This is a genomic window from Streptomyces sp. NPDC005070 (assembly GCF_053600395.1).
In genome coordinates, this window is the sequence record NZ_JBSFZS010000172.1 from 1 (window position 1) to 12,028 (window position 12,028).

The 12,028-nt window shown below is 72.2% G+C and carries 10 protein-coding genes; 5 read left to right on the forward strand and 5 right to left on the reverse strand.

The window, feature by feature from the left end; translation table 11 throughout:
* From ACWEBX_RS33975 to ACWEBX_RS33995, 5 genes are all read left to right on the forward strand, one after another.
* On the forward strand, positions 1 to 3,102 hold a 3,102-nt coding region (locus ACWEBX_RS33975; protein ID WP_451888617.1), incomplete at its 5' end, for a non-ribosomal peptide synthetase.
* A gap of 5 nt (positions 3,103 to 3,107) precedes the next feature.
* On the forward strand, positions 3,108 to 3,323 hold the full coding sequence (locus ACWEBX_RS33980; RefSeq protein WP_451888618.1) for an MbtH family protein: 216 nt from the start codon (positions 3,108 to 3,110) through the stop codon (positions 3,321 to 3,323).
* Between the two features lie 10 nt (positions 3,324 to 3,333).
* Complete coding sequence (locus tag ACWEBX_RS33985) at positions 3,334 to 4,581, forward strand: cytochrome P450 (protein ID WP_451888619.1); 1,248 nt, start codon at positions 3,334 to 3,336, stop codon at positions 4,579 to 4,581.
* Between the two features lie 30 nt (positions 4,582 to 4,611).
* Positions 4,612 to 5,349 (forward strand): SRPBCC family protein, encoded by a 738-nt coding sequence (locus ACWEBX_RS33990; RefSeq protein WP_451888620.1) that lies wholly within the window; start codon positions 4,612 to 4,614, stop codon positions 5,347 to 5,349.
* A 31-nt stretch (positions 5,350 to 5,380) separates the two neighbouring features.
* A complete protein-coding gene (locus tag ACWEBX_RS33995; protein WP_451888621.1) occupies positions 5,381 to 5,569 on the forward strand; it encodes a hypothetical protein in 189 nt (62 codons plus the stop codon).
* A gap of 107 nt (positions 5,570 to 5,676) precedes the next feature.
* Here the strand turns inward: ACWEBX_RS33995 and ACWEBX_RS34000 are convergent, their stop codons facing one another.
* From ACWEBX_RS34000 to ACWEBX_RS34020, 5 genes are all read right to left on the reverse strand, one after another.
* On the reverse strand, positions 5,677 to 7,035 hold the full coding sequence (locus ACWEBX_RS34000; protein ID WP_451888622.1) for an NAD(P)/FAD-dependent oxidoreductase: 1,359 nt from the start codon (positions 7,033 to 7,035) through the stop codon (positions 5,677 to 5,679).
* The gene (locus ACWEBX_RS34005) at positions 7,032 to 8,099 is read right to left on the reverse strand and encodes an oligopeptide/dipeptide ABC transporter ATP-binding protein (RefSeq protein ID WP_451888623.1); all 1,068 of its coding nucleotides are present in this window, start codon (positions 8,097 to 8,099) and stop codon (positions 7,032 to 7,034) included. Before ACWEBX_RS34005 ends, ACWEBX_RS34000 begins: the two co-directional genes overlap by 4 nt.
* Positions 8,096 to 9,949, reverse strand: coding sequence for a dipeptide/oligopeptide/nickel ABC transporter permease/ATP-binding protein (locus tag ACWEBX_RS34010; protein ID WP_451888624.1), 1,854 nt, complete (start codon positions 9,947 to 9,949; stop codon positions 8,096 to 8,098). Before ACWEBX_RS34010 ends, ACWEBX_RS34005 begins: the two co-directional genes overlap by 4 nt.
* A gap of 94 nt (positions 9,950 to 10,043) precedes the next feature.
* Positions 10,044 to 11,030: an ABC transporter permease gene (locus ACWEBX_RS34015; protein ID WP_451888625.1), complete on the reverse strand. Its 987-nt coding sequence runs from the start codon at positions 11,028 to 11,030 to the stop codon at positions 10,044 to 10,046.
* 49 nt (positions 11,031 to 11,079) lie between these two features.
* Positions 11,080 to 12,028, reverse strand: a 949-nt coding sequence (locus ACWEBX_RS34020; RefSeq protein WP_451888626.1) for an ABC transporter substrate-binding protein, incomplete at its 5' end; no start/stop codon positions are given.

The following is a 12,028-nucleotide window of genomic DNA, read 5'->3' on the forward strand; positions in this document are numbered from 1 at the left end:
CGCACCGACCAGGCCCTGGACGACCTCGTCGGGTTCATGGTCAACACCCTGGTGCTGCGCACCGACACGAGCGGCGATCCCGGCTTCACCGACCTGCTCGGCCGGGTGCGGCACAAGGCGCTGTCCGCGTACGCCCACCAGGACGTGCCGTTCGAGTACCTGGTCGAGGTGGTCAACCCGGCCCGGTCGCTGTCGCACCACCCGCTGTTCCAGATCATGCTGACCCTGCACAACGCGCCGTCGAGCGAGTTCACGCTGCCGGGGCTGTCGACCGGCCACCTGGAGGCACCGACCGGCACCGCGCGGGTCGACCTGACGTTCAGTCTGGCCGAGCAGTACCGGCCGGACGGCGGCCTCGACGGCATGGCCGGTGCGGTGGAGTACGCCACCGATCTGTTCGACCCGGCCACCGTGGAGCTGCTGTTCGCCCGCTGGACCCGGTTGCTGCGCGCGGTGGTCGCCGACCCCGGCCGGCCGATCAGCCGGATCGACATCATGTCCGGCGAGGAACGGCACCGACTGCTGTACGGGTTCAACGACACCGCCGTCGAACTGCCCGGGGCCGCGCTGCCGGAGCTGTTCGCCCGTCAGGTGCGGGCCGTCCCCGACGCGGTGGCCGTGGTGGCGGGCGGCACCGAGCTGACCTATCGGGAGCTCGACCTGCGGGCCAACCGCCTCGCGCGGACACTGATCCGCGAAGGCGTGATGCCGGAGACGCCGGTAGCGGTACTGCTGGAACGCTCGGCGGACCTGGTCGTGGCGCTCCTGGCGATCATCAAGGCGGGCGGCGTCTACGTGCCCCTCGACTCGCGGTTCCCGCAGTCCCGCGTCGACCTCATCCTCGAGGAGTCCGGGGCCGCCCTGGTCCTCACCGAGGACGTGCTGGCCGCGCTGATCCAGGCCGAGTCCGACGCGTCCGACCCCGAAGTCCCCGTCGATCCGATGCAGTTGGCGTACGTGATGTACACCTCCGGCTCGACCGGACGGCCGAAGGGCGTGGCTGTCACCCACCGCGACGTGGTGGCCCACGCCCTGACCCCCTGCTGGCGCGACGGCGGACACGAGCGGGTGCTGCTGCACTCCCCCACCGCGTTCGACCTCTCGACGTACGAGCACTGGGTGCCGCTGCTCGGCGGCGGCCGGATCGTGGTCGCACCGCCCGGCCCGCTCGATCTCGACCTGCTGCACCAGGCGGTCGGCGAGCATCAGGTGACCGGACTGTGGCTGACGGCCGGCCTGTTCCGCCTGGTCGCCGAGGAGCGGCCGGGCCTGCTCGCGGGAGTCCGCGAGGTGTGGACCGGCGGCGACGTGGTCTCCCCGGCAGCCGTCGCCCGGGTGCGGGAGGCCTGCCCCGGTGTCACGGTGGTCAACGGCTACGGGCCCACCGAGGCCACGACCCTGGCCACCTGCCACCCGGTGCGCACCCTCTCCGAGGACGCCGCGACCGTGCCGATCGGCCGGCCGATGGCGAACATGCGCGCCTACGTGCTCGACGCCGGGCTGCGGCCGGTGCCGCCGGGCGTGGTCGGCGAGCTGTACCTCGCGGGGGCGGGCGTGGCCCGGGGCTACGTCGGGCGGCCCGACCTGACGGTACAGCGGTTCGTCGCCGACCCGTACGGGCCGGCCGGGGACCGGATGTACCGCACGGGCGACCTGGCGTGGTGGCGGGCCGAAGGGGTGCTGGAGTTCGCCGGACGGGCCGACCACCAGGTCAAGCTGCGCGGCTTCAGGATCGAGCCCGGCGAGATCGAGGCGGTGCTCGCGGGTTGCCCGGGCGTCGCCCAGGCGGCCATCGTCGTCCGCGAGGACCAGCCGGACGACAAACAGCTCGTCGCCTACCTGGTACCCGCCCCCGAAGGTGCGCCCGAGACGGGCGAGCTGTCCGACCGGCTGCGTCGCGAACTGCCCGAGTACATGGTGCCGTCGGCGTTCGTCACCCTGGACGTGCTGCCGCTGACCGCCAACGGCAAGCTGGACCGGGCCGCCCTGCCGGCCCCGGACTACGGTGCACCGGGCGCCGGGCGCGGCCCCCGGACGCCGCAGGAGCAGCTGCTGTGCGACCTCTTCGCCGAGGTCCTCGGCCGGGAACAGGTGCGCATCGACGACAGCTTCTTCGACCTGGGCGGGCACTCGCTGCTGGCCGCCCGCCTGGTCTCCCGCGTCCGTGAGACCCTCGGCGTCGACGTGGGCCTGCGCACGCTGTTCGAAGCACCGACCGTGGCCGGGCTCACGGAACGCCTGGTCATGAACGATCCCGACGACGCGTTGGACGTGCTGCTGCCGCTGCGCACGACCGGGAGCCGGACACCGCTGTTCTGCATCCACCCCGGCGGCGGCATCAGCTGGTCGTACAGCGGGCTCCTGAACCACATCGGTCCCGAGTACCCGGTCTACGCGATCCAGGCGCGCGGTCTCGGCCGCCCCGAACCCCGGCCTACGTCCTTCGAGGAGATGGCGGCCGACTACGCCGACCAGATCCACAAGATCCAGCCCGAGGGCCCGTATCTGCTGCTCGGCTGGTCCGCCGGCGGGCTGATCGCCCACGCGATCGCCTGCGAGCTGCAGGCGCGTGGCGAGCGGACCGCGCTGCTGGCGATCCTCGACGCCTACCCGGTGAAGGACGTGGTGTTCGAGGAGGTGCCCGTACCCACCGAGCGGGACGTGCTCGTCGGCGTGCTCGACTGCAACCTGGACGAGCTGGGCGACCGGACGCTGACCTATGACGAGGTCGCCGAGATCATGCGCGAGCGGGGCAGCGCACTGGCCGGCCTGACGGGACCGCAGATCGAGGTCGTCGTCCACATCATGATCAACAACGCGAAGCTGGCGGTCGACTTCGTCCCCGGAACGTTCGACGGAGACCTGCTGCTGTTCAACTCCACGATCGACCGGGACGGGGACGACGCCGGGCCCGCGACCTGGCGCCCGTACATCACCGGCCGGATCGAATCGCACCAGATCACCACCCGGCACAACCGGATGACCCAAGCCGGCTCACTGGCCCAGATCGGACCGATCCTGGCCGCCGAGCTCGCCGGGGCCACCGGTGACACCCCGCCCCTCACCCAGACCCTCGACCAGACCCGCAACCAGGAGGACTGATTCCCATGACCAACCCGTTCGAGGACCAGGACGGCACCTTCCTCGTGCTCGTCAACCAGGAGAACCAGCACTCGCTGTGGCCGCAGTTCGCGGACGTCCCCGACGGCTGGACCGTCGCCCACGGCCCCGACACCCACGCCGCCTGCCTGGAGTACGTCGAGCAGACCTGGACCGACATGCGGCCCAGGAGTCTGGCCGACGCCATGGACGCCCGGCGATAGCGCGGCGGACGTGAACTCCACCGAGACCCTGGACGAGGCCCGCGGCACCGCGGGCCTCGTCCGGCCCGACGACCTCGCCGCGGCGCTGCAGACGCCCGAGGCCCGCCGGGACCCGTACCCGTTCTACGCCCGCATGCGGCGCGAAAGTCCGGTCCACCGCAGCCCTCAGGGCATCTGGTACCTCACCCGGTACGCCGACGTCGAGGCGGCCCTGGGCGACCTGCGGCTGTCCAACGACCGGGACCGGATGACCCGCGCCTACGGCGCCCTCGGCGGCGACCTGAAGGCCTTCAGCCGGCTCACCGACCGGCTCGGCCGGGTGATGACCAACACGGACCCGCCGGACCACGCCCGGCTGCGCAAGCTGGCCAACCGCGCCTTCACCGCCCGGCGGGTCGAAGCCCTGCGCGACGGCATCCAGCGGATCGTCGACCGGCTCGTCGACGAGGCGGTCGCGGCGGGGCCGGCCATGGACCTGATCGAGGCGGTCGCCTCCCCGCTGCCGCTGTCCGTCGTCTGCGAGTTGTTCGGTATTCCGCCCGAGGACCGACCGCAGGTCAAGACCTGGTTCCGCCGCCTCGGCCGGCTCTCCGAGGACATCGACAAGTCCGAGGCGGCGATCGAGCAGTACGAGGAGTACCTCGCCCGGCTCGTCCGCCGACGCCGGGCCGACCCCGGCGACGACCTGGTCAGCGCCCTGGTCGCGACGCAGGCGCAGGACGACCGGCTCACCGACTCCGAACTGCTGTCCACCTGCTTCGTCCTGATCACGGCGGGCGACGAGACCACCACCCACCTGGTCGGGAACGGCATGCTCGCCCTGCTGCGCCACCCCGGCCAGCTGGCCCGGTTGCGCGAGGACCCGGCGCTGATCCGTACGGCCGTCGACGAACTCGCCCGCTACGACACGCCGACCCAGGCGATCGTCCGGGTCGTGGCCGAGGACGTCGAGATCGGCGGGCGGACGCTGCGCGAGGGCGAGCTGGTGTACCTGCTTCTCGCCGCGACGAACCGTGATCCCGAGCGCTTCGAGGAGCCCGACCGGCTCGACCTGTCCCGCCCCGACAACCGGCACCTCAGTTTCGGCAACGGCCCGCACTTCTGCCTCGGCGGTCCGCTGGCCAAGCTCCAGGCGGAGGTGTCCCTCGGCACGCTGGTCCGCCGGCTCCCGCGGCTGCGGTTGGCCGACGGGGCGGCCCTCGAATGGCGGCCCAACCCACTGCAACGGCGGCTGAACGCCCTCCCGCTCACCTACTGACACCTGAACGACGACGAAGGAGAAGTGACCATGGCCCGAGAGTTCGAGGTCCGCCGGGAGCAGGACCTGCCCGCCACGCCCGAGCAGGTCTGGCAAGCGGTCGCCACCGGCGCCGGCAACCTCGGCTGGCTGTATCCCATGGAGGTCGAGCCGCGCGTCGGCGGAAAGGTCACCCGGGCCGACGGCACCGTCGTGGCGTGGGAGCCGCCGCACCACTTCGCGGTGCGTGTGGCCCTGGACGACGGGTTCTCCAACACCCTCACCTACCGGATCGAGCCGCTCGACGACACGACCAGCCATCTGCGGATGGGAATCCACTGGGTGCACACGGGAGTCGTCGACGACTACTGGGACACCAAGGCGGACGCGGCCGAGAAGCACGTCGACCTCTACCAGCACGGCCTCGCCGAGTACCTGAGGCACTTCGCCGGCCGCCCCGCCGTCTACGTCAAGGTGGGCCGCGACGAGCGCACCGACGACCCCGCCGACTTCGCCGCTCTGCGCCGGCGCCTCGGCCTCGCCGACGACACGGCCGTCGGCGACCGGCTGTCGCTCGACCTCCCGGGTGCGGACGGCGGCTCACAGGACGTGGTCGTGGACTGGCTCAGCCCCGACTTCGTCGGCCTGCGCGGCCCGGACGCGCTGTACCGGTTCTTCAACGGCAGCACCTGGAACTGGCCGATCTGGGTGGGCCACCACCTGTTCGCCGAGGACGCGGACGAAGAGCTGGCCACCAAGGCGTGGAACGCCTGGCTCAACGGCGCCTGACTCCTCGCACGACACAACCGAAGGACCTCTGGTGGAAACACTGCTCTACGCCGCCGAACTCGTCCAGGAAGACGGTACCTACAAGCTCGTCGTGCAGGACGTGGTGCGGAACACGGTCCAGGTCACCCCTGTCCCCAGATCCGCGGTGGACAGACTCCCGACCTTTCTGTCCGTGCTGAGTTCCAAGCTCGGCTCCGCACCGGCACGTGGCCGCTGGTAGACCTCTTCCGACGTCACGAGGCCGATGCCGTCCGGCGCAGCAACTCCCGGACGTCATCGGCCTCGTGACGTCGTGGCCCCTGGACCGAGGCATGCCCGTGCCGGACGTCAGCCCATGACGGATCGAGAGGCGGCGCCCTCCGCGATGGGCCGTTTCCGGGAGAACGCACCCAGGTTGATGACGATGCCGGTGTGTTCGCCTGTGTACCGCAGCGGATCGCGGTCGTGGTCGTGACCGGCCTCGACGCGGTCGACCAGGGCGGCGAGGAACCGGCCCGCCAGAGGAGCGTTCTTGAACTGGTTGCCGCTCGTTCCCATGGCGACATAGAAGCCGGCCAGATCGGTACGGTCGTAGATGGGGGACCAGTCGTCGGCGGCGTCGTAGACACCGGCGATGCCGGTCGGCCGGTTCGGAACGCCGAGGAGCGGGAATCGCCGCGCGGCCCTGGTCACCTGGGTGTCGAACCGGGCGGACGTCGGGTGCGGGTTGCACGTGTCCGGATCGTCGAGCCACTCCACAGGGTCGCAGGCAGGCAGCGTGCTGCCGATGAGGAGGTGTCCGCCGTAGGGGCGCAGGTAGGTCCCGAGGTCGACATCGGCCACGATCGGGCCGGGCGCGGTCCCGGCGCCGCGCGTGCGCGACGAGGCCGTGTCTCCCCGGCCGACAGGCGCGGCCACCTGATGGACTTCCTGGCGCAGCGGGCGCACCCCGACAGTGAACTCGGCCCCGACCTGGGCCATCCGGTTGAGCGCGCCCGACCAGGGCCCGGCGGCGTTGACCACCACCGGTGTCGTGATCGCGCTGCCGTCGGCGAGCCGGACGCCCGCCACCCGGCCCTCGCGGCGCAGGACACCGACGACCGTGCGGTGGAAGAGGAAGCGCGCTCCGACGCGGGTCGCGGCGTCCGCGAGATTCTGTGCGGCGAGCTGGGGATCGTCGACGAAGCCCGCGTCGGGTGTGAACAGCGCGCCGAGCTCCCCTTCGGGGCCGGAGAAGAACGCCTCGTCGCGCAGGGGCCTGGGCGGCCCGTAGCGTCCCGCGTCGATGCCGGGGATCCGGCTGCGCAGCGTTGCGGCGTCCCAGCGCTCGTACGGCACACCCGCGCGCTCGAACAGTGCGACGACCTCCGACGTCCCGGAGCCCGGCGCGTCGAGCAGTACCGCCCCGGTCCGCCGGAACGCCGCCAGGCCGGGGCCGCGCACGGTGCCCAGGTGCTCCGCCCATCGCGTCCAGCAGTGCCGGGACTCCCAGGCAGTGGCGACGCCGTCCCAGGTGAAGTAGTTGAAACGGATGATCGCGCTCGAGGCGCTGGTCGATCCGTGGCCGACGCCGCCGGACTTGTCGACGACCACGACACGCCGACCGGTGCGCGCCAGTTCCCGTGCCACCGCGGCACCGATCACACCCGCCCCCACGACCACCGCGTCCGCGCCGGACGGAAGCATTTCCGGTTCCCTGGCCGTCATGACGGCAGGTCCCCGGAGGTTCGCGGAGCCCGGTCACCGTTCGCGTCCTGGTGAACGCCACCGGCATGGGGCGGGCGGTCGTCGGCGCGGTACGGGAAGTGGCACGCGGCGCGGTGCGGCTGTCCGGCCGCATCCGGCTGGGGGTCCCGTGCGGCGCAGACGTCCCGTCCGGGACGCCGGTTCGGCCCGACGGGGCAACGCGGATGAAAACGGCAGCCGGTAGGTGGCGACGCGGGGTCGGGCACCTCTCCGGGAAGGAGTGGTGCCCCGACCGGTCGTCGTCCGGCGTGCAGGCTCGGCACGGCGGACAGCAGCGTCCGCGTGTAAGGATGCCGCGGACTGCGCAGCAGGTTCTCGGTGGAGGCGGTCTCGACGATCCGGCCGAGGTACATCACGGCGACGACGTCCGACACATGACGGACGGCGGCGAGGTCATGGCTGATGAACAGTATGGCGAAGCCCAGACGTCGCTGCAGGTCCCGGAGCGTGGTCAGGAGTGCCGCCCGGACCGACACGTCGAGAGCCGAGGTGACCTCGTCGGCGATGAGTACCGCCGGATCGACGGCGAGCGCGCGGGCGACGGCCACGCGCTGACGCTGGCCGCCCGAGAGCTGCCGCGGCACCCGGTCGGCGCAGCCGACGTCGAGACCGACCAGTTCCAGCAGTCCGCCGATGCGCTGTTCGCGGCTGCGGCGGTCCAGCCGGACGAAGGCCCCGGCCGCTTCGGCGAGCGACTGACGGACCGTCATGCGGGGGTCGAGTGCCGTGTCCGGGTCCTGGAAAACCAGTTGGACCTGTTGGCCCAGCCGACGTCGACCGGCCGCCCGGCGGCCTCGGTACTCCCGTCCGCCGACCGTGATCCGCCCGGCGCACGGGCTGTCCAGCCCGACGACCGCACGTGCCAGAGTGGACTTTCCCGAACCGGACTCGCCGACCAGGCCGACCGTCGCGCCCCGGGGAACCTCCAGTGACACCCCGTCCACCGCCGTGACCGGCCCGAACGGCCCGTGGTGGCGGACGGTGACGTCGTACAGCGCCAGCCCTGCCTCTTCCTCTTCCCTCACTGCTCCACCTCTTCGGTCTCACGCTGTCCGCGGAACGTTGCCGGAGCCAGCGGCCGCCAGCAGGCGACCTCGTGCTCCGGGTCGAACGGGGACAGCACGGGGCTCTCCACGGCACACCGCTCCACTCGATGCGGGCAGCGGTCATGGAACGGGCAGCCCGGGGCCGTGCCGCACGGATCGGACGGCCCTCCCTCGATGGTGCGCAGGGGGTGGTCGCGATCCGCGGCCAGGTCCGGGACCGAGGCGACGAGCATCCGCGTGTACGGATGCCGTGCGCCGGTCGCCAGCTCACGGGCCGGAAGGTTCTCCACGATCGTTCCCCCGTACATGACCAGAACCCGGTCGCAGGCGTCGGCCACCAGGGCGATGTCGTGGCTGATGAAGAGGATCGCGGTGGCGTCGTCGCGCCGGACACGGCGGAGCAGGTCCATGATCTGCCGCTGCACGGTGACGTCCAGGGCTGTCGTCGGCTCGTCCGCGACGAGGAGGGCAGGCCGCATCATCGAAGCGGCAGCGATCGCCACTCGCTGGCGCTGACCGCCGGACAGCTGGAAGGGCCGGGAGCGCAGCAACCGGCGCCCGCCGGGCAGCGCGACCCGCTGAAGCTGGACCAGGGCCTGCTCGACGGCCTCGGCACGAGGGGTGCAGTGGTGTGCGCGCACGGCCTCCGTCATCTGCGTTCCGATGCGGAGCGACGGGTTGAAGGCCGAGGCCGGATTCTGGAAGATCATCGCCATCCCCGTCGCCAGCTGCCTGCGTCGCTCTTTGCGTGACAACGACTCGGCGTCCGCGCCGAGAAACCGGTGGGTGCCCCAGGTCGTGCAGGCGCCGTCCGGCAGCAGGTCGGCGATGGCGAGCGCCGTCAGCGACTTGCCGGAGCCGGACTCGCCGACCAGGCCGACCATCTCACCGCGCCGCAGGGCGAGGGAGACACCGCGGACGGGCCGGACCACTCCCTGCGCCGTGGGAAGGGTGACCCACAGATCCTCCACCTCCAGCACGTGGTCCGCGACTGCCGGAAGGCCGGTGCGTGCCGGGTGTGGCGCGGATTCTTCCAGCTGCCGTGGGCGGACGCGTCGCGCGGCTGCTCCGGCCAGCATCTCGCCGAGCAGTTGGAAGGCCACGGCGGCGTAGACGATGGCGATGCCGGGTGCCACGGCGGGCAGCGGTTCGGTGTAGATGCGGTCCAGGCCCTGGCTGAGCAGGAGCCCCCAGTCGTACGAGGGGGGCTGCACCCCCAGTCCGAGGAAGCTCAGTCCCGACAGGGCCACGAGTGCCGAGCCCGCGGCGACCGTGGTGTTGAGCATCAGCGGTTCGGCGATGTGGGGCAGGACATGGCGCAGGAGGAGCCGGTGGCGGCGCAGGCCCAGCACGCGCGCGGCCGCCATGAAGTCGGTTCCGGCCACTTTGGCGGCGAGGGTCTGGGTGATCCGGGCGAAGCCCGGTGCACAGGCGACGGCGAGTGCGCACACCGCTCCACCCGCGCCCGCGCCGAAGAGCGTCGCGAAGAACATCGCGACGAGGAGCGCGGGGAAGGCCAGCAGGAGGTTGATCAGGGCTCCCAGCAGGCGGCGGGCGCGTCCGCCGACGACGGCGGTGAGCGCCCCGAGTGTGATCCCGGCCGTCGCGCCGAGGAGCGTGGCCGCGACGGCCGGCAGCAGGGAGAGCCAGGTCGCCGAGAGCAGCCGGGCGAGCAGGTCGCGTCCGAGACGGTCCGTGCCGAGCAGGTGACCCGCGGTGGGTGCCCGCAGCACCGCCGATGGGTCCGGACGGTCGGCGGCCTGCCCCCACAGCACCGCCCCCGCGACGGCCAGTACGGCGAGCGATCCGAGCATCACCAGGGTGATCACGCCCATCGGTGTGGACCAGCCCGACCGGGTCGCACGAGACCGGCCGGCGGTGGCACGCGGCGTGAGCGGAGAAGGGGAGGACAACACCATCGGATCACGTCTCCCGGATGACGGATCGGGGGTCGAGCAGCGCGAGGGCCAGATCGACCAGGAAGTTCACCGCGAGGACGGCCGAGCCCAGCACCAGGACCGACGCCTCGACGACGGCGTAGTCCTGCGCGGCCACGGACTGCGCCATCGCCGACCCGATGCCCGGCCAGGCGAACACCTTCTCGACCAGTACCGTTCCCGCGATCAGGGCCGGTAGCAGGTTCCCGGCCACCGTCAGCGACGCGGTCAGCGTGTTCGGTGCCACATGGCGCAGGTAGAGCGGGACGGCGGGCAGCCGTTTCGCGCGGGCGGCACGCAGATAGTCCGTCGCGAGCACCTTGAGCGTCTCCACCCGGACGATCCGCAGGAGTACCGCGGTCGGAGCGAGGGCCAGCGCGAGCACGGGCAGCACGTAGGACTGGGGACCGAGGTCGCCGGCCACCGGAAAGATGCGCAGGGCGACCGCCAGTCCCGCGGTGAGACCCGCCGCGAGCACGAAGTCCGGCACGCCCGCCATGACGGAGGTGGTGGCGGTGAACGCCAACTCCGCCCGGGGCCGCCGCCCTCCGCGTGTCCACACCGCCGCGAGCAGCCCCCCGGGGAGGGCAACGACGAGTACGCAGGCGAACGCCAGGACAGCCAGCAGCAAGGTGGCCGGCAGACGTGCCCTGATCAGGTCGGCCACCGGCTCGCCGGTCACCAGGGAGACCCCGAGGTCCCCGTGGGCCAGATGCCGCAGATACCGCCAGTACTGTGCCGACAGGCCATGATCCAGGCCGAGTTCGTGTCGTTTCGCCGCTACCAGGTCCGGCGGGGCGTCCACGCCCAGCGCGGCCCGGACGGGGTCACCGGGCACCAGCCGGATCATCGCGAAGGAAGCGGTGACGACCACGAAGAGAGAGACCGTCAGCCGCACCGCACGCCGACAGCAGAACACCACCCACGGGTGGCGCCGAGCCAGGGCACCGAGCCGTGCGGACACGGTCGTCATGGGAGACCTCCTCGACTGGTGGTGGGGCCGTGTGCCGCGTCCGCCGCCGCTATCTGTGCAGGCGGATGCTGGTCGGTACGACCTGGCCGCCGGGCGCGACGGCGAAGGTCGTCCGGTAGCCGTACACCGTGCCCGTGCCGTCGGCGACGGGCAGCGCGTCGGCCGAGCGGAACAGCTCCGCGGCGGCCCTGTTCCAGTCCGCGCAGCTGGCCGTGCCCGGCGCGCCCAGCGCGAGGGCCACGAAGCGGTCGTAGGTGCGGTTGACGACGTGTGCGAAGTTCAGTCCCTGCGAGGGCGGCGGACCGGAGAAGTACGGGACGAGCTGTGCGGGCAGTGGCGGACCCGGCGAGCTGCCGACCACGACGTCGAAGTCCCCGCTCTGGTACATGGCCTGCACCACCGCATTGCGGCTCTCGCTGACGAGGTCGACGTCCGCGCCCAGCGCCTGCCAGGTGGCGGCCATCAGTTCGGCGACCGACGGAAGGGTGGAGCCGAAGTCGGCGCTGCTGAGCAGCCGCAGCCGCAGCGGCCGGCCCTGCTTGACCAGCCTGCCCCGTGCGTTCTTCGTCCAGCCCGCGGCGCCCAGGGCGCCCACGGCACTGTGCGAAGGCAGGTTCCGGGCGGCCACGTCGGTGTGGCAGACGGAGCCCGCAGCAGTCAGATGACTCGCGGGCGTTCCGTCGCCGCCGATCGCCACATTGGCGAGGCCCTTGCGGTCCAGGGCCCCCACCAGTGCCTGACGCAGCACGGGATCGCTCAAGGGGCGGCCGGACCGTTCGTTGAAGAAGGTCAGCCCCACCACGGTCGGCACCTGCGCGGTGGCCAGGCCGTGGCCGGTCAGCCGCGCGCGGTCGGGGCCGGTCACCGTCGCGATGTTCACGCCGCCCGTGAGCAGCAGGTTGGCCACCGTGGACTCCTGCGGCACCACCGACACCACGATCCGCTCAGGCTGGCCCGCCGCCGCGTTCGTCGCTCCGCGCGGCCCCCACGCATACCCC

Coding starts and splice junctions, on each gene's coding strand:
- ACWEBX_RS34015 (WP_451888625.1), bottom strand. CDS start 11,030: ATGACGACCGTGTCCGCACGGCTCGGTGCCCTGGCTCGGCGCCACCCG.
- ACWEBX_RS33980 (WP_451888618.1), top strand. CDS start 3,108: ATGACCAACCCGTTCGAGGACCAGGACGGCACCTTCCTCGTGCTCGTC.
- ACWEBX_RS34000 (WP_451888622.1), bottom strand. CDS start 7,035: ATGACGGCCAGGGAACCGGAAATGCTTCCGTCCGGCGCGGACGCGGTG.
- ACWEBX_RS33990 (WP_451888620.1), top strand. CDS start 4,612: ATGGCCCGAGAGTTCGAGGTCCGCCGGGAGCAGGACCTGCCCGCCACG.